The sequence below is a fragment of the Baekduia sp. genome (assembly GCF_035996765.1).
Lineage (GTDB): Bacteria > Actinomycetota > Thermoleophilia > Solirubrobacterales > Solirubrobacteraceae > Baekduia.
In genome coordinates this window covers 1-18,557 of the sequence record NZ_DASYJG010000026.1, presented here as the reverse complement: position 1 = coordinate 18,557, position 18,557 = coordinate 1, and the positions used below count along the sequence as shown (strand labels likewise).

The window sequence follows — 18,557 nt, the reverse complement described above, 5'->3', positions numbered from 1 at the left end:
AACGGAGGTCTCCCACTGATGGCCATCTTGCGCAAGCCGCCGACCGATGGCGCGCCGCGGCGACGCCGGCTCTCGAGGCTGCTCCTCGTCCTCGCCCTCGCCAGTGGGGCCGTCGCCCTGCTCGTCACGCCGGCGCTCGCAGCCCAGGTGCGCTCGCAGATCTCGAGCTTCGACGGCTCCGGGTCCGATGCGGGCGCGTTCGGCACCCTGGCGCGCCTTGCGATCCACGAGTCGACCGGGACCGTGTACGCGATCGACGCCAGCAGCAGCGTCGTGGACAAGTTCGACGCCAGCGGCGCCGCGCAGGACTTCTCGGCGCTGTCCACCTCGTCGCTGGACGGAAGCCACGTCACCGGCCCCGACGGTCCGGTCACCTTCAACATCTCCGCCGACTCCGACCTTGCCGTCGACAACTCGGGCACGGCCACCGACGGGCGTCTCTATGTCATGGAGGAGTTCGGCGCCACCGCCTTCGCCTTCAACGCCGACGGCACCTACATCCGCAAGATCACGCTCCCAGGGGCGGACACGTGTGGCATCGCCGTGGACTCCGGCGGACACGTGTGGATCTCTGACTACACCAGCCAACGCGTCATCGAGTACGACGCCGCCGGGGTCGCGACGGGCACCACCATCGACACCTCCGGTCAGGGCAGCCCCTGCCACATCGCCTTCGACTCCGACGACAACCTGTACGTCGCGCTCTTCGGCGGGTTGCTGGTCAAGTACGACTCCTCCGGGGCCTTCCAGGGCGTGATCGACTTCGACGGGACCTCTGCCGTTGCGGTCGATCCGGCGACCGACCACGTGTTCGCGGTCCATCGGGACCACGTCAGCGAGTACGACGCGGCCGGCGCGCCGGTCCTCACCTTCGGCCAGGACGATCTGTCGGGCGCGACGGGCATCGCCGTCCACGGCGCCACCGGCCAGGCGTACGTCTCCGACTCCGCCGACCAATCGGTGCACGTGTTCGGCGCGCCCGCCACGCTGGTCACCGTCACGACGGGCGCGGCAACCGCCCCGACGGCGTCGAGCTTGACGCTCAACGGCACGGTTGATCCGGAAGGCACGTCGGTCACCGACTGCCACTTCGCGTACGGAGCCACGATCGCCTACGGGCAATCCGTTCCGTGCGCCGAGACCGCGGGTGACATCGGCACGGGCACAGGACCGGTCTCGGTCCATGCCGACGTCAGCGGGCTGGATGCCAGCACCGACTATCACTTCAAGCTCGTCGCCGCGAACGCCGCCGGCGTCAGCGACGGCGCGGACGCGCCGTTCTCGACCGCGGGCGGCCCGACCGTGACGGGCAGCTCGATCTCTCATCTGACGTCAAGCGCCGCGACGTTCAACGCGCAGGTCAATCCGCGGGGCAGCGCCACGACCTACCACGTCGAGTACGTCGATGACGCGCATTTCCAGACCGGCGGCTTCGCCAACGCCGCCACCGTGCAGACCCCCGAGAGCGCCCCGATCGGATCCGACCTCACGGCGCACGACGTCAGTCAGGCCCTCACCGGCCTGGAGCCGAGCACGAAGTACCACGTTCGCGTCGTCGCGACCAACACGGTCCAGACCACCAACGGCTCGGACCGCCCGTTCGTCACGCTTGCGAGTGTGTCAACCACATCAGGGCTGCCGAACGGCCGTGCCTACGAGATGGTCACGCCCGCCGACAAGGGCCCGGTCGCCTACGCGGGAGACTTCATCGACAACGAGGTGCACTATCAGGTGACGCCGGACGGTAACCAGCTCGTCTACTCGCTCAGCCTGGGGCTGCCGGATGCGACCGCAGGAGGCCCCGTTCGCTACCGCGCAGATCGCGGCGCGTCGAGCTGGGTCTCCAGTCAGCTCACGCCGCCGGCGTTGATCCCCGTGCGCGACAACGCCAACGGAGACAAATCGCCGCAGACGGGCACCTATCAGTACTTCTCGCCGGATCTCTCCTGCGGGGTCGTGATGAGCATCGAGCCGTTGACGGCGGATGCGCCGCCGTCGATGGTCGCGGCCGGCAACCCCAACCTGTTTCGCCGCAACGCCGATGGCTCCTACACGGTCTTGACGAACCAGGCGCCTTCCGATCTTGACGCCACCGGGGGGATCTTCCCGTACACGGTCGAAGGAGCGGCTTCCGACTGCAGCCGAGTGGTCTTCAGCTCCAGGTACCAGTACCCGGGGGTCGGCGCGAGCGGCCTCTACGAGTGGTCAGCGGGCAGCCTCCGCAACGTGGCTGTGCTGCCTGACGGCACCGTGGCTGGCGGAGCGAGCGTGGGCTACCAGAACGACGACGGCGGCAGCAGCTGGAACGCCGTCTCCACGGATGGCACGAGGGTCTTCTTCTCGGCGACGAGCAACGCGGGCGGCGATGCCGGCACGACGGCGCTCTTCCTGCGTGAGAACGGTCAGAGCACGGTTGACGTGTCTCAGTCGAAGACGGGGACCATCACCCAGGGTGCGGCGTATCAGCTGGCCTCGAAGACGGGGGATCACGTCCTCTTCTTGGCCAACTACGGTCTGACGACCACGTCGAGCGCCGGGCCGACGACCGCCGACTGCACGCAGGTGACCAAGGCGGCGTGCGACCTCTATGACTACGACGTGCAGACCGGTGATCTCACCGATCTGTCCGCCGACGCCAACTCGGCCGATGGCAACGGCGCCACGGTCGCCGGGGTGCTCGGCGCCTCCGACGACGCCTCCAGCGTCTACTTCGCCGCCCAGGGCCAGCTCGTCTCCGAGCAGGGCAAGACGTACGCGGCCAACGCCGCCGAGCAGACCTACAACATCTACCGCGCCCACGGCACGACGACGACGTTCGTCGGCGTGCTCAACCAGAGCGACCTGGGCCATGATCGGTTCACGACGGAGAACGCGTCGGGCGCGCTGATCTCGGGTGCCAGCTTCGGGGAGTGGCGCTCGCGGGTGACGCCTGACGGCCGGAACCTGCTGTTCAGCTCGAGTGCCAACGTCGTCGGGTACGACAGCGGCGGCGTTGCCGAGGCCTACCGCTACTCGGCCGACTCCGGGCTGACGGTCTGCGTCTCCTGCCGTTCCGACGGCGAGCCTTCCGTCGGCACGCCGGCCACCGAAGATGGAGCCGCGGCGCCCCTCGAGGAGTCCGCAGGCTTGACCCGGACGCCGCTCGCCCCGCCGCGGACGCTCAGCGACGATGGCAAGCGCGTGTTCTTCACGATGCCCGACGTGCTTGCGTCTGGGGCCGTGCAGGGAGCTGTGAACGTGTACCAGTGGGAGGACGGAGTGGTCTCGCTGCTCGCGTCAGGCCCGACGTTCGTCAGTCCCATCAACCAAGGGCTGACGTTCGTCGGTGCGAGCACGAGCGGTGACGACGTCTTCATCAGGACCAACGCCCAGCTCGCGCCGTTCGACACCGACCTGCGTGCCGACATCTACGACATCCGGGTCGGTGGTGGGCTTCCGGGCCCGCCGCCGCCGGTGGTGCCTTGTGACGCGCTGACCGACAAGTGCCAAGGGTCGGGCAGCCCGGCCACGGCGCCGTCGCTGACCACGCTCTCGCCAGGTGCGAACGGGAACACCCTGCCGGCGCCGCGTGGCACGCTGAGCGTGCGACCGCTGACGGCCGCGCAGCGGACGTCGCTTGCGGCGGGCAAGACGGTGACGGCGACGGCGACGATCAACGTGCCCGGCACGATCAAGGTCGCTGGCACCAGCACGATCAAGAAGCGCAAGGTCACCGTGCTGTCGGCCAAGGCCACGGGCGTCAAGGCGGGCTCGGTCACGCTCAAGCTCAAGCTGTCGTCGACGGCTCGGCGCGAGCTGATCCGCACCCACAAGCTGACCGTCGCGCTTTCGGTCAGCTTCTCCAAGGCGGCCGATCGTGTGACGCAGACGCTGAAGCTCACTCACTCCACACGACGAGCCACCGTCTCTGTCGGTGTCAACCGAAAGGCGCGGTGACCACAACCATGCTCGAGAACTTCTTGACGTTCGCACGGCGCTCCACGTTCACAGTGATCCTGACCAGCCTGGTTGTGCTTTGTGCCGGTGCGCAGGTCGCGCAGGCGGCCTCTCCGGGGTGGAAGATCCTCGGGGCGACCGGGCCGACCAACGTGCCGTTGACCCACAGCGAGACCCAGCAGGTCGCCGTCGACGCGACCGGCGGCACCTTCACGCTGACCTTCGGCGGCCAGACCACCGACGCGATCCCGTACGACGCGACGCCGTCTGCGGTGCAGTCGGCGCTGCAGGCGGTCTCCTCGATCGGCGCTGCCGGTGGCACCGTCACCGTCGCGGGAGGTCCTGGGGACTTCGGTGGCACGAGCCCGTACACGATCGCGTTCGGTGGCAGTCTGGCCGATGAGGATGTCGCGCAGATGACCTCCGATCCCGGTCTGCTGGCCCGGTTCCTCGGAAGTCCGAGCGCGACGGTCTCGACGCCGACAGACGGTGGCGCCGGTGGCCTCAGCACGATCGCGGTCTACGCGATCAACGTGGGCGGCGTCGCCAGCTCCGGCACGGTCACGGCGACCGTGACGCTGCCGTCGGGGATCACCACGTCAGCTGTGCCCAGCGGACAGGGCTGGAGCTGCACCCCGGCGACCGCGGGGCAGAGCTCGTTCACGTGCACCAGCACGGACGCCGTGGCCCCGAGCGCGGTGGCCCGACCGATCAAGGCCCCGATCCTCCGCAGCCCCTCGACGCCGGGCACCGACACGGCGCACCTGTCGATCTCCGGCGGCGGCGCGTCCGGCTCGGCCACCTACGACGAGGCGATCACCGGCTCTTCGAGGCCCGCATCGGCCGGCGTTGCGGCGTTCGTCGCCGGCGCCTATGACGCCGATGGCAACGCCGAGACCCAGGCGGGCGCGCACCCCTACAGCGCCACCACCATGTTCCTGGTCAACACCGTGCTCGGGACCAAGGACACGGTCGTGCCCGCGGGTGACCCGCGCGACATCAAGGTGGACCTGCCGCCGGGCTTCGTCGGCAACCCGCTCGTCACGCCGCGCTGCCCGATCACCGGTGGCACGTACGAGTGCAGCACCGACACGATCGTCGGGGTGGCGGGAACCTTGCTGAACAGGTTCGGCGTGGAGACGGACATCGGCGCCCTGTTCAACGACACGCCGCCGGTCGGGAGCCCGGCCGAGTTCGCGTTCAACCAGGCCACGCTCAACGTGCCGCTGGTCGCGAGCGTGCGCAGCGGCGGGGACTACGGCGTCACGATCACCGCGCCGAACACATCGCAGGCGCCGTTCGTCATCTACGGCGCGACCGTGACGATCTGGGGCACCCCGGCCGCGGCCGCCCACGACACGCAGCGCTGCGTCATCGTCTCGCTTTGCTCGTTCTTTCCGAAGCCCAGCACCGCCGTGCCGGCGCGGCCGTTGTTGAGCAACCCGACGGATTGCCCCGCCGAGGCGCTCGCTGCGCCGGTCGTCGGCTTCAGCATCAACTCGTGGCAGAGCCCTGGGGTCTTCGACACGGTGTCGGCGGTGCAGCCGGCGGTCACGGGGTGTGACCAGGTTCCGTTCGAACCGTCGGTCTCGGTCACCCCGACCTCGTCGCTGGCGGATTCGGCGTCCGGGCTCGATGTCGACATCTCCGTGCCGCAGGACGGGCTCGCCGATCCAAGTCAGTTGGCGACGGCCTCGCTGAAGAAGGCGGTCGTGCAGTTGCCCGAGGGCGTGTCGGTCAACCCGTCGGCGGCGACCGGCCTCGACGGTTGCTCTGACGACCAGGTCGGGATCAACAGCCTCGATGCGTCGACCTGTCCGGACGGATCGAAGATCGGGACGGCGACCATCGACACGCCGCTACTGGATCAGCGGGTGACCGGGGACGTCTACCTCGGCACCCCGAAGTCGACCGATCCGACGTCGGGAGAGATGTTCCGGCTGTTCATCGTCGCCCGCAACGACCGCTACGGCGTGAGCATCAAGCTGCCCGGCAGCGCCGTGGCCGACCCGCTCACGGGTCGTCTGACGGCGACGTTCGACAACAACCCCAAGTTGCCGTTCACCGATCTGAAGGTGACGTTCAAGGGCGGTTCGCGCGGGATCCTGGCGATGCCCCAGCAGTGTCAGACCTCGGCCTCGACGGCGACGTTGACGCCGTGGAGCGGGAGCGCGGCGGTCACGCAGTCGACGGCGGTGACGGTCGGTGGCGATTGCTCGTTCGGGTTCCATCCGACGCTCGCGGCGGGGATGTCGTCGCCGGCAGCAGGTGGGAGCGGAACGTTCAGCTTCAACTTCGCTCGCACCGACGGCGAGCAATGGCTGCAAGGGCTCACTGCGCAGCTGCCGACCGGCCTGCTGGCCAGCGTCAGGGGCATCCCGCTGTGCGGGAGCGCCGACGCCGCGGCCGGCACCTGCCCGGCGGCGTCGCGGATCGGCTCGGCCGATGCGTCTGCGGGGTCGGGCGACCCGTTCGTGTTGCAGAAGAAGGGTGACGTCTACCTCACCGAGGGCTACAAGGGCTGTCCCTATGGCCTGGCGGTCCGGGTGCCCGTCGAAGCCGGGCCGTTCACGGGCGCGCTGGCATTGCCGACGATCGTCGTGCGCCAGTCGGTGTGCGTCGATCCGATCGATGCGCATGTGACGGTGACGTCGGATCCGCTGCCGACGATCGACGCCGGCATCCCGTTGCGGGTGCGGACGGTGACGGTGGCGATCGACCGGCCGGGGTTCATGCTCAACCCGACCGACTGCACGCCCAAGGCGGTCACGGGAACGCTGGGCTCGGCTCAGGGTGCGACCGCTGCGGTGAGCTCGCCGTTCGCGGCCGCCGGGTGTGGGAGTCTGGAGCTCAAGCCGAAGCTGGCGTTGTCGTTGACGGGCAAGGGGCAGACGACCGACGGCAAGCATCCGGGTGTGGATGCGGTGCTGACCCAGGCTGGTGGGCAGGCCAACCTCAAGAAGGTCGAGGTGCGGTTGCCGTTGTCGCTGGCGCTGGATCCCGACAACGCGCAGGGGCTGTGTGAGTTCGTCGATGGCTCCAAGGTGGTTCCGACGTGTCCGGCGACGAGCATCGTGGGGTCGGCGACGGCGGTCACCCCGATTCTCAACCAGCCGTTGACGGGGCCCGTGTACTTCGTCAAGAACATCAGGATCGATGCCAAGACGGGCCGGCAGATCAAGACGCTGCCCAAGCTGGTCGTCCCCCTGGTCGGCGAGAACGGGCTGCGGCTGACGTTGACGGGGACCAGCGCGGTGCCCGACAACAAGCATCTGGTCACCACGTTCGAGGCGATCCCGGATGCCCCGGTCTCGCGGTTCGAGCTCAAGGTCGACGGTGGCAAGCACGGCATCCTGGCCGTCTCCGATGCCGATGTCTGCAAGGCCACCCAGATCGCCCGCCAGCAGGTCGACGGTCAGAACGGCAAGCAGGCCGACGCCGACATCATGATGGGCACCCCATGCGGGCTAGGGGTGGTGGCCGCCAGCCACGGCGCCACGGCGCTGAAGTTGACAGTCGGCGGGATCGGGGCAGGCAAGGTCACGGTGTCGGGCAAAGGCATCAACAAGACCAGTCGGACGATCAAGAACGCCACGACGGTCAGCTTGGCGCCGAAGCTGACCGCGGCAGCCAAGCGCACGCTGGCCCGCCATCGCGACGTCAAGGTCAAGATCACGGTGACGTTCACCCCGGCGGGTGCCAAGAAGGCGATCACGGCCCATAAGACCCTGGTCATCCACGGGACCAAGGCCAAGAAGTAGCAGCGCGGGCGGGCGCCGGTCGACCGGCGCCCGCCTCGCCGACCCGCTGGACGGATTCAGGCGTGCAGGGTGGGCCGGTAGACGAGCTCTTTGATGTTGTCGTCGAGCGTCCGGCTCTCGATCAGCTCGAGGTCGAAGTCGGCGGCGCCCTGGAAGATCGGGTCCGTCCCGGTTTGTCCGGTGATCACGGGAAAGAGCGTGACCTGGACGCGGTCGACCAGACCGGCGGCCATCAGCGCGCGGTTGAGCGTCAGGCTGCCGTGTGAGCGCAGCGGCACGTCGGACTCCTCCTTGAGCCGGGCGACGACGTCGACGGCGTCACCGCTGACGACCGTCGCGTCGGGCCAGTCCAGCGGTCCTTCCAGCGTTGACGACACGACCGTGGCCGGCATGTTCCACATCCGGGTGACCCACGGGTCGCGCACCTCGGACTCCTCGGTGCTGTCGGCCAGCATGTCGGCGAACAGCCGGATCGTGTTGGCTCCGAAGACCATCCGCTGCTGCGTGTCGAACGAGGCGAGGCGGTGGTCGAGCAGCTCGGGGCCCTGCTTGCCCCAGTAGCCGCCCCAGTCGCCGCCGTCGACAGAGCCGAAGCCGTCGAGGCTGGAGAAGATGTCGAAGGTGTAGGTCGCGGCCATGATGCGCTCCTCGCTTGCGGTCGAATCGGGTCTGAACCTCAAGACGGCAAGCTGCGGCGAGACTCATCGCCCTGAACCGCTCGTGCGTCGCTGGGGGGTAGGGTCGGGTGTTATGGAGACCGAGACGCCGGCCGTTGAGACCGTGATCGCGCGCGACGCGATCGAGAACGTCTGCGCGGGCCGTCTTGACCGCATCGCGGAGTTCTATGACGAGGAGTTCGTGGACTACGTCAACGGGATGGTCTTCCGCGGCCATGACGAGGGCCGGGAGTCGATCGCGTTCTACCAGTCGCTGTTCAGCCCGCTGCGCTTCGAGGTCGACGAGCAAGTCACCGAAGGCGACCGGGTCGCCAGCCGATGGACCCTGTACGGGACCAATCGCGGCCGCCGGGTCGTGTTGCACGGCATGGTCATCAGCCGCATCCGCAACGGGCGGATCATCGAGGACCACGCGTTCTCCGACACGCTCGCCCTCCCACGCGCGCTCGGCGTCTGGCGAACCCTCGCGGTCCTGGTGGACATCGCGCGCGGGCGGGTCAAGGTGCCCAAGGGCGCCATCGGCGGATAGACCGCGCGCTCCTGCGCGTCTACGGGACCCTGACGCGACGGGTGGCCTGGTCGCTCCCAACGCCCGTGCTCCCGGCGAAGCGGGTGCTGACGGAGATGGTCGCCTTGGGGGTGTGGGCGACCCCGGAGAGCAGGATCCGCAGCTGCCAGCGACCGTTGAGGATCCGCGCTCGCTGGGTCAGGGTCTTCGATCGCCCATGCACGCGAGCGCTGAGCTTGATGCTGACGGTGCCCCGGGCCTCCTTGGCGATCGTGCCCTCGACCGTGATCGCCAGCTTGGTGCAGACCCGCCGGTGCGATCGTGCGACGGTTGCCGATCCAACGGCGCATCGCGTCCGGACGGACGTTGCGCCCAGGTGCTTGATCAGGAGGTGTGCGCGGACCGGCGGGGGCGGAGGGATCGGCGGGCCCGGATCGGTTGGCGGGCCCGGATTGGCCGGCGGGCCCGGACCGGCCGGCGGCGCCTTCTCGAAACGCGCGGTCGGCGTCGTACCGGCTCCGACCGTGACCTGGCACGCACCCGCACCCGAGCAGCCCTCCGACCAACCGGTGAACTCCGAGCCGGCGGCCGGGTGCGCGATGAGCGTCACCACGGTGCCGTCGTCGTAGGAGGCTTCGCAGGCACCGGCCGACGTCCCGCAGGCGGTGATCCCGGCCGGGCTGGAATCGACCGCTCCGGAACCGCCGCCTGTGGTGGTGACCTTCAACGCAGAGATCCTGGCCGCCAGCGCGATCGTGAGCGGTGACGAGGCCTGCGTGCCATGGCTGTCGGTCACCGTGATGGTGGGCGTGTAGGTGGCAGCTGGCTGCGGACAAGGTGCCTGCACGCACACCGCGGTCATCGGCGTGCCGGAGATCTCGCCGCTCGCCTGGTCGATCACGAGGCCCGGCGGCAGGCCGGTCGCTGACCATTGGTATGACGGGGTTCCACCGGCGGCCTGGACGACCTGGGCGTCATAGGGCGCGTCCACGGCGCCCGGCGGCAGCGCGCCGCTGGTCAGCACGAGCGGGGGCACGTCGGACTCGGGGGTGAACGTCGTGACGTCGCCGGTCGCGGTGACCGCTGCGCAGAGCGACGCCGACGCGCACGACACGCTCGTCACCCCGCCGCCTCCGCTGTAGCGCTGTATCCAATCAAGGCCCGCATTCGGCGAGGCGAAGATCCCACCGTGGCTGTCGGCGACGGCGCAGGTCGTACCCGTGCAGTCGACCGCGACGAGCCCATCCGCGCCGTCGACGGGCTGCCGGGAGGCCGTCGCCGCGCCATCGGCGTCGATCGCGAGGTGGAGGACGTCGCCGCTGCCGTCGACGGCGAGGCACGATGTCGTCGAGATGCAGGAGACGCCGCGCAGGGCGGTCGTGCCGTCGACGTTGGTCGAGGTCCATGGGGATTCGTCGGTGATCTCCTCCGTGGCGACGTAGACGTAGCCCTGGCTGCCGGCCTCCACGCAGAACGACGAGGACCGGCAGGAGACGTCCTGCAGATCACCGCCTTCGCCGGTGACGCCCGTCAGCGCCCAGCTGAAAGCAGCGGACGGATTGGAGGTGAAGCGGATGTTGCCGCCTCCCTGCGCGCTCGCGCAGAACGAGGTCGATGCGCAAGAGATGGCTCTGACGCCGAAGCCCGGGCTCAAGGACGTCAAGAAGGTACCTCCGAGCGAGGTCGCGCGGTAGATCCTGCCGCCGCCGTTGACGGTGTCGGCAGCCAGCAGGCAGAGGGTGATCGCGGGGCACTCGATCGCCCAGCTCGGGCTCGTCCCCGGGCCGCTCCACGAGCTCCACGTCGCCGCCGAGGTCGCGCTGACGTTCGTCGCGTAGAGGGCGTTGCCCTGGCTGTTGGCGGCGACGCAGGTCGTCGTCGCGGGCACGCAGGAGACGCCGTTCAAGCTGTGACCGGCGTCGATGGTCTGCGTGTGCGTCGCGTCGTAGCCGATCGGGCCGGCGGCGGCAGGACCGGCGCCGCTGAGCACTGACGCTGTCGCGGCGACGACCAAGCAAGCGATGACACGCCTGACCATTCGGTTCATGCTCCTTGTGGCGTCCACGCCATGCCCTTCCGTTCCGATCATCACACGACCCCTTCGACCTCGAAAACGCGTCGACATCCTATCGGCGCGAGACGCACGCTGCCGAGGTCCTGCGGCCTCCGGCGGCATGGCCGGAGAGATCGAGCGGTTCGTCAATGGCCGTGGCGGCGCGGCGTGCAGGTGCGGTAATGGCGTGCTTCGGTCAGGGTCTTGCCGCCGGTGAGCGTGAGCGTGATCTTGACGCTGAAACGGCCCTTCGGCAGCGAGCGCAGGTTGACGGTCGAGCGCAGGCGGCTGCCCTTGCGTACTCCGACGCTGTGTCCGTTGACGACCACGCGGGCGGAGACAACCGGGGAGCCCTTCGGCACCCGCAGGCGAATGCTGAAGCGCCGGCGGCTCACGCAGCGCTGCGCCGAGGGCAAGACGACGAGCTTGCCGATCGACAGCGCTGCCGAGTGCGGCGTCGCCTTGTGGGAGGCGGCGACCGGTGCCGGCGGCGAGGCGGCCGGCGGCGTCGCGGCGGTGGGCTGTGGCGTCGTGGTCGACGCCGCGACCGCGCACGGCGAAGGCCCGTGGTGGGCCGGGTCGATCGTCGTCGCAGCTGACATCGGGTAGGGCTGCTGGGAGGGAATGGTCCGGAAGACGTCGATTGCGTCGTCCTGGCAGGCGAGGGCGGCCGACGGTTGGTCATTGCCGATGCCGAGCGTCTGCGGCAGACCGAACGCGGTGGCGCCCGCCGCGCGGAACACGGCCCGCTCGGTGCCGGCGTTGGTGTCACCGGCGGTGTGCGAGCCGTCGTGGCCCCAGGCGATCAGCGTCTGCTCGTTGGGTGCGACGGCGACTGCCGGTCCGCTGTTGGCAGCATCCGTGTCGAGCACCGTCGGCGGCTGGGAGAATGCCTGCGTCGTCGGCGCGGTCGCCTGCTCGACCTGTGTCGTCCCCGACACGTTGCGCGTCCACGCCGCGGTGACATCTCCACTGGGGTCGACGGCCAGCGCGGCAATGCCGGCACCGGTGTCTGACAGCGCCTGGTCGGCTCCGACCGTGCCGTCGGCCGCGAGGGTCTTGGCGTGGAAGCTCTTCGGTCCGCTGGAGGTGTCTCCGTAGGCGTAGACGACCGTGGCCAAGCCCGAGTCGGCGAGCACCAGCGCCGGTGCGAACGCCGAGGCATGGATCGGGGTGAGCGGCAGCGGCGCGCCGACGGTGCCCTCCCTCGAGACCCGCGCGGCCTCGATGTGGCTCTCGATGTTCGGGTAGTTGACGACCGTGTCGTGGGTCCACGCGATGATGCCGGCGCCGGTGTGGTCGAGCGCCGGGAGGATCGTGCTGCCGTAGGTGTCGGTCTCGACCGCGGGCGGTGTCGTTCCGAGTGCGAACGGCTGGCCATGGTGGCGGTACTGCACGCGCAGGTTGCTCGCCGCGAGCGAGCCGTCGGTCCACGTGAGCAACTCGTCGCCGGCGGGGTCGACGGCGAGTCCCTCGGGGTTGCCGGGGGCGACGGTCTGGGCGTCGCTCCACGACCCGCCGGCAGGGTGGTCGGCGACTTCGACGCTGTCGACGCCTCCGGAACCGAGCGCCTCGCCCCAGACCACCGTTGCGTTGCCCGTCGCATCGATGACGGCCGTCGGGGTGTAGGCGAAGTCGCCGGGGATCGACAGCACCTTCGGCGCAGAGAACGGTCCGTCTGCGTCGCGGGTGCTGGCAACGACCTCGGTGTCGCCACCCGCGTCCTCGCTCCAGACCGCGACGGCGTCGCCCTTCGCGTCGGCGGCCACCGTCGGCCGGTAGGCGTTGGCCTCGCCCGCCCCGATGGGCGTCGCGGGCGTGAAGACCGGATCCGCGTGTGCGGTCGCGACGGTCGCGAGGAGCACGCCGGCGACGGCCACGAGCACCGATCGAGCAGAGGACGCGCTCATGCCGAGCAGCCTACCGCTGAGGGCACGCGCGATCATGCGTCAGACTAGGCCGCACACGAGGCTTCGGAGCAAGGAGACGACGATGAGCGAGAGCACCGAGACGGCGATCCTCGCGGGCGGTTGCTTCTGGGGTGTCCAGGAGCTCCTGCGCGCGCGTGACGGGGTCATCGCCACGAGGGTCGGCTACACCGGTGGGAGCAACGACCACCCGACCTACCGCAACCATCCCGGGCACGCCGAGGCGGTCGAGATCGTCTTCGACCCCGAGCGCATCTCCTACCGCGACATCCTGGAGTTCTTCTTCCAGATCCACGACCCGACGACCAAGGACCGTCAGGGCAACGACCTCGGCTCGAGCTACCGGTCCGAGATCTTCTACCTCAGCGACGAGCAGCGTCGGGTCGCGCAGGACACGATCGCCGACGTCGACGCCTCGGGCCTGTGGCCCGGCAAGGTCGTGACCGCGGTCAGCGAGGCTGTCCCGTTCTGGGAGGCCGAGGCCGAGCACCAGGACTACCTCCAGAACTTCCCCACCGGGTACACCTGCCACTTCCCGCGGCCGGGCTGGAAACTGCCGCACCGCGAGCCCGCCGCCTGACGACGGGGCTTGCTCCCCGACGGTCGCACGTGGGCCGTTCTCAGATGGTGAGGACGTGTGCGGTGGCGGGGTCGACGTGGCCGGCGAGGACGGCGAGGTAGGCGGTCTGCACGGCGTCGAAGCCCTCGCCCTCGATCGGCTCCAGCCAGCCGGCGACCCACTCGCGGAACGGATGCCACGCCGCGGCGACGCGGTCGTTGAGGCCGGCCGGACCCCAGTCCGTGCCACGCTTGGTGATGCGATCGGGCGCGAAGAAGAACTGCGGCGCCGGGCCCGGAAGGCCCGTCGCGCCGGGCGCCAGCTCCTCCCAGTGGGTCGCACCGACGACGACGCTCGCGACGAGCGCGTCGCCGAAGTGGGAGTGGACGGCGAGCCGGACCTCAGCGTCGCCCGCCACGTCGACGAACGTCGCCGGGCCGGCGTCGAGCCCGCCGACCTCGTCGTAGGCCACGACGTGGGTGTAGATCCCGAGGCCCTCGACAAACGCGCGGCTGCGGCTCGACGTCAACCCGATGATCTCGACGCCCGACCGCTGGGCCAGCAGGAACGCCGCGGCCAGCGATGTCTTGCTCGACGCGCTGGAGATGAGGATCGGGCCTGCATCGGTGCGGCCGTCGTCGTCCAGGGTGTCATCGATCAAGAACGACGTGTAGAACAACGGGCGCAGCAGCATCTGCAGCGCCTCGGTGTCGTCGGTGTAGAACGGATCCGTGGGGGTGCTCAGGTAACGCTGGTAGGCCGACGGCAGCGGCTTGCGATGCGGCGCGGCGTCGACGAAGCCGTGCTCGTCGGCGCCGGCCGGCGTCACGACCAGGTGCGTCGAGGGCGGCAGGTAGCCGTAGACGCGCGTACCCTCCTGGACTCCCTCGGCCCGGCTCGACGCGACCTCCGCGAAGCCCCACATCGGCACGTGGCCCCAGCCGTCCTGCGCGGGGAAGAAGTCCCAGTAGCGCATGCCGTCGCCGAACACCGCGTAGGTGATGTTGTTGGCGGTCAGGCCGAACCGCTGCACCCGTAGCAGCGCCTGACCCTCCTCGAGCTCCGGCGTGGCGGACTGCGCCACGCGGCAGGTCCGCAGGTCGTCTCGGCGGACCAGGAAATCGCTCATGAGGCGAAGCCTAACCGCGCCCCGAGACCACGAAGTCAGACGCTCAGACGCACAGCGATGTCGGTGTGCTTGGCGGAGGGGGTCAGGCCGCCGTCGTCAGCCGATGACGACGGCGGTCTTGACCACCGTCTTGCCGCGCTTGAGCGTCAGCGTCGAGTAGCGGCCCGGCGCGATGTGGCGCGCCGGCGTGAGCAGGAGCTGCGTCACGTCCTTGGAGACCCGCGCGGTCCCGGAGCCGTAGTTGGCGTTGCGGTTGACGAGCGTCGCGATCTGCAGGTGCCCGCCGGGCAGCGTCGCTCCGGCTGGCACGTTGACGATCCGGCAGCGCAGCGCCGCGTGGCGGTGCAGCAGGCCGGGGTGGCAGGTGGCGAGGACCATCGGGGTCGCGGCCTTGGCCGCGGGCGTCACGGGAGTCGCCGCCGCCGGCGCCGGCGTCGCGGCGACCGCCGCCGCCGGGGCGACCGAGGCGACCGCCGCCGGCGCGTCCGGCGCGTCCGGCGCGTTCGGCGTGTCGACGACCGACGTCCCGCTCAGCGGGATCGCCAGCGGCCCGGCCGGGTCGTCGGTCGGAACGGTCAGCGTCGCTGAGCGTGCCCCGGTGTCGGTGGGCGCGAAGAAGACCGCGACCCGGCAGCTCACGGTCCAGTCGTCGCAGGTCGACTGGCCAAGGAGGAAGTCGTCGGCGTCGGGCCCGGTGACCGTCATCTCACCAGTGACGATGAACGGCCCGGCGCCGTGGTCGACCAGCGTCAGCCAGTGCGCCGCGACCGTGCCCAGCCGCTGGTGGTCGCCGAAGTCCGGCGCGCCTTCGTAGGCCACGGCCGGCAGGCCGGCGGAGATCGCGACGTGGCCGCCGGCGTACCCGGTCTCGGTGCCGATCGCGCCGTTGGCGACGTCGGGGCTCACGTAGCTGGAGCCGGCGCCACCGCCGCTCTCGTCGCTGCCGCCGCCCCCGCCGCCGAAGTACCCGCCGCCGCCTCCGCCGCCGCTGACGCTCAGGCTGCTGGCCGTGCCCGCGCCGCCCTGGGCGCCCACGCCCGGGTGACCGTCGCCGCCGCCCAGCCCCGGGCCCATCAACGTGCCCGGCTGGCCGGGCGAGGGGCCGAAGCCGGCCGCCGCGACGAGGCCGCCCGCGCCGCCTTCGTTGTTATAGGACGCGCGCCCGCCGGCGCCGCCGGCCACCAGGATGCGCGACGCCAGCGAGGTCGGGTCCATCACGTCGGCCTGGCCGCTGATCAGCCGGACGTCCGAGGCGCCGCCGCCGCCGCTGGCGTAGTAGTCCCCGCCGGCGCCGCCGCCGTTCCAGGCGCCGTCCGAGCTGATGGTGCCCGCGACCTCGACGTACAGGTGCTCGCCGGGCGTGACCGCGTAGTCGCCCGAGACGTTGGCGCCGTGCTGGCTGTAGGACATCCCGCCGATGGCGTCGATGTGGACCGAGGTCGTCGACAGCGGGACGGTGTACACCGCCTCGGCCCCGGGGGTGCTGAAGTTGGTGACCTGCGGGAAGCCGGTCGCGTGCGCCGCCGGGGCGGCGAGCAGGAGCGCGCCGAGGACGGCGAGCGGGACCGAGGAGCGTCGGGGCATGATGTCCCGGTCGATCGGCCATCCGCGTGTCCGCCTTGAGACCCGCCAGACGGGTCCAGCCTTCGTCGGGGCTCGTAGGCGACCGCCCTAGGTTGCGTTTCGCTCGAACCCGTCCAACGAGCGATGAGTTCCCGCGAGAGGGCGGGTCTCTACCGTCATGAGCGAGAGAAAAGTCGTCCTCAAGATGGTCCTGTCCCTCGACGGTTTTGCCACGTCCCTCGACGGGACCCATGAATGGATGTTCGAGTGGTTTGGCGACGACTCGAGCGAGCGGAGCCTCCGGGCGCTCCAGGAGGCCGGCGTCCACGCGATGGGCCGCCGCAGCTACGAGATCATGGGCCCGCACTGGGCCGCGTCGGAGGGGCCGATCGCAACGGCGATGAACGACAAGCCGAAGGCCGTCTTCTCACACACCCTCGAGAAGGCGGAATGGGGACCGGCCGAGATCTTCGGCGACGTCAGCGCGGGCATCGCGGACCTGAAGGCCCGGGACGACGAAGGCACGATCCTGGTCCATGGTGGTCCCGACTTCGCCAAGTCGCTGACGCGCCTGGGCCTCGTCGACGAGTTCCAGCTGTCGACGGTCCCGATCGCGATCGGTGCGGGCCGCAGCCCATTTGCGGACCTCAAGGAGCACCTGAAGCTCGAGGTCGTCGATGAGCAACGCTTCCGAAGCGGAGCCCTCGCGCAGGTCCTGGTGCCGAGGTAGCTCGGGCCGTCCGCGCCGTACGCCACCCACATCCGCTACCAGAGGGCGATCGGGACCTCGCCGAGGTAGCGCGTGTCCTTGGTCAGCACGACGGCGTGCTGGCCGAAGCCGCCCTCCTTCTTCACGACGGCGAGCATGTCCTTGATCATCTGCTCGGTGGAGACGCCCTTGGGGGCGACGAACTTGGCGATGCGCTGCAGGAACGGGATGCCGACGTCCTCAGGCAGGAACGGCAGGCCGAACTTCGGCAGCAGGAAGCCGGCGTGGGCGGCGTCGGCGTCGTCCATGATCAGCGTCGCGCCGTGCTCGGCGAGGTCGGTGGTCACGCCCGCCGCGCGGGCCTTGACGTTGCGATCGACGTAGCGGCGCATCACGAAGTCGCGCTCGGCGGCGTCCAGCGGCCCGAGGATCGGCTTGCCCGCCGCGTCGCGGCCCAGGACCTTCGCCATGCCGACCGCCGGGCCACGGCTTGTCGTCGAGCGGGACGTCGCCCTCCTTGCCGATCAGCTTCTTCAGCTGGGAGGTTTCCAGTTGATGTAGGTCTTCGTGAAATCGCGAACCGCTTCCTCTGCGGTAGTGGCAGACGGCGGCTGTGAGGCGGAGGGTGCGGATCGGGAGTCCAGTGTATTGACGTGTCCTCCGTCGCTGTGTAGGTTCATCATCGCTCAGCACTAGTGATTGGAGTCTTAGCTACACAGAACTTACTTATTCTTAGTGTATGTCGTAGCGAACGAGACCCTTGACGCTGAGCGATTTGCCAACGAATTGATGGAGGCCAGTTGTCTCACAATGCAAGGTGGTTCCCGGACCACGGCAAGCACGCCCAGCGACTGCGGGTGGGCGTGCTAGCGACGTTTCTCATGGTGTTGCTCGTTGCCTGCACGGCGCGCGCTGAGCTTGCCTCGGCTTACCTGGCGCCGCCGCCCGGAAAGCCGCCGGCCGGATGGATTTCGCCCGAGGTCGGGACGCCAGCGCCGCCCGGCGTTGACTACAGCGCGTACGCTGACGCTCACCTAAGCCTGGTGGCGCCACCCAGGTCTCCGGGTCAGATGCAGACAAATGCTGTCCAATCGACGCGCGTATGCAGCATCGCGGACGGAACGTTGCCGCAGAACCAGCGGTTTGCAACGATCCGCAACATCCCTGGCGGCCTGGTGGTGGGGAATTGCCGTGGAGGTTCCACCGTCTATCAACACGGACAAGACGGCAACGCCGCGTGGGGCTTTGACTTCGTCAGCGAGTTCAACAATTGCGGATGGCTGCTGTACTCGAACAGCCCTCTCGCCAACAACAACCCCAACAACCACTGCCTGAACAGTCCGACGAATCCGGCGCTGTCGTCGTTCATGTACTACAGCAACTGCCCACCGTCAAGCTGCAGTGACGGCAGCCCAGCGCACCTAGCGACAAACTGTCAAGCCTACGCTAACGTCAACCCTGGGGTGCCGCACAGTGCCCCGGCAAGTCCGACGTGGGTGCATGCTGCGGGCGAGCTGTTGCTTTGGCGATACACAACGGCTGACGGCCTGTGGGTCATGGCACGACATCCTCAGATCGCGTCGGGAGACGGCAACTGGCTGTTCTACTCGAGCAGCTGCTTCGCAGGCACCTCTGATCAATTCATCACGCTGAATCCTTACACCGTGACCTGGTACCGTGGGTCGCCCGCGTAGGGCTCCAACAATCGGTTTGGGGCGCGCGGCAGCTTTGCTG

Annotated in this window: 12 protein-coding genes; 6 read left to right on the top strand and 6 right to left on the bottom strand. The window is 69.5% G+C overall.

All coding sequences use genetic code 11. From position 1 onward, the window contains the following. Positions 1-18: 18 nt before the first annotated feature. Positions 19-3,936: an NHL repeat-containing protein gene (locus tag VGO10_RS05200; RefSeq protein ID WP_327465870.1), complete on the top strand. Its 3,918-nt coding sequence runs from the start codon at positions 19-21 to the stop codon at positions 3,934-3,936. After that, the gene (locus VGO10_RS05195) at positions 3,933-7,697 is read left to right on the top strand and encodes a hypothetical protein (protein ID WP_327465868.1); all 3,765 of its coding nucleotides are present in this window, start codon (positions 3,933-3,935) and stop codon (positions 7,695-7,697) included. The genes VGO10_RS05200 and VGO10_RS05195 overlap by 4 nt, the downstream gene beginning before the upstream one ends. A gap of 56 nt (positions 7,698-7,753) precedes the next feature. Here VGO10_RS05195 and VGO10_RS05190 read toward each other — a convergent pair whose 3' ends face one another. After that, positions 7,754-8,335 carry a dihydrofolate reductase family protein gene (locus VGO10_RS05190; RefSeq protein ID WP_327465866.1) on the bottom strand — a complete coding sequence of 194 codons (582 nt, stop codon included), beginning with the start codon at positions 8,333-8,335 and terminating at the stop codon, positions 7,754-7,756. 112 nt (positions 8,336-8,447) lie between these two features. Here VGO10_RS05190 and VGO10_RS05185 point away from each other — a divergent pair, with 112 nt between their 5' ends. Then, on the top strand, positions 8,448-8,903 hold the full coding sequence (locus VGO10_RS05185) for an ester cyclase (protein ID WP_327465864.1): 456 nt from the start codon (positions 8,448-8,450) through the stop codon (positions 8,901-8,903). 19 nt (positions 8,904-8,922) lie between these two features. Here the strand turns inward: VGO10_RS05185 and VGO10_RS05180 are convergent, their stop codons facing one another. Together VGO10_RS05180 and VGO10_RS05175 are read right to left on the bottom strand one after the other, a co-directional pair. Further along, on the bottom strand, positions 8,923-10,920 hold the full coding sequence (locus VGO10_RS05180) for an Ig domain-containing protein (protein ID WP_327465862.1): 1,998 nt from the start codon (positions 10,918-10,920) through the stop codon (positions 8,923-8,925). A 161-nt stretch (positions 10,921-11,081) separates the two neighbouring features. Beyond that, complete coding sequence (locus tag VGO10_RS05175; protein ID WP_327465860.1) at positions 11,082-12,845, bottom strand: hypothetical protein; 1,764 nt, start codon at positions 12,843-12,845, stop codon at positions 11,082-11,084. Positions 12,846-12,927: 82 nt separating this feature from the next. On the opposite strand from VGO10_RS05175, the gene msrA reads away from it, so the two are divergent. Then, positions 12,928-13,443 (top strand): peptide-methionine (S)-S-oxide reductase MsrA, encoded by a 516-nt coding sequence (gene msrA / locus VGO10_RS05170; protein ID WP_327465858.1) that lies wholly within the window; start codon positions 12,928-12,930, stop codon positions 13,441-13,443. A 40-nt stretch (positions 13,444-13,483) separates the two neighbouring features. On the opposite strand, the gene VGO10_RS05165 is transcribed toward msrA, so the two are convergent. After that, positions 13,484-14,551, bottom strand: coding sequence for a DUF2855 family protein (locus VGO10_RS05165; RefSeq protein WP_327465856.1), 1,068 nt, complete (start codon positions 14,549-14,551; stop codon positions 13,484-13,486). 96 nt (positions 14,552-14,647) lie between these two features. After that, on the bottom strand, positions 14,648-16,135 hold the full coding sequence (locus VGO10_RS05160) for a glycine-rich protein (RefSeq protein ID WP_327465854.1): 1,488 nt from the start codon (positions 16,133-16,135) through the stop codon (positions 14,648-14,650). 157 nt (positions 16,136-16,292) lie between these two features. Between VGO10_RS05160 and VGO10_RS05155 the strand changes: the two genes are divergently transcribed. Further along, entirely contained in the window at positions 16,293-16,844 is a 552-nt protein-coding gene (locus VGO10_RS05155; protein WP_327465852.1) for a dihydrofolate reductase family protein, read from the top strand. 35 nt (positions 16,845-16,879) lie between these two features. Here the strand turns inward: VGO10_RS05155 and VGO10_RS05150 are convergent, their stop codons facing one another. Beyond that, entirely contained in the window at positions 16,880-17,293 is a 414-nt protein-coding gene (locus tag VGO10_RS05150) for a hypothetical protein (protein ID WP_327465850.1), read from the bottom strand. Between the two features lie 411 nt (positions 17,294-17,704). On the opposite strand from VGO10_RS05150, the gene VGO10_RS05145 reads away from it, so the two are divergent. After that, the gene (locus tag VGO10_RS05145; RefSeq protein ID WP_327465848.1) at positions 17,705-18,517 is read left to right on the top strand and encodes a hypothetical protein; all 813 of its coding nucleotides are present in this window, start codon (positions 17,705-17,707) and stop codon (positions 18,515-18,517) included. Positions 18,518-18,557 lie beyond the last annotated feature (40 nt).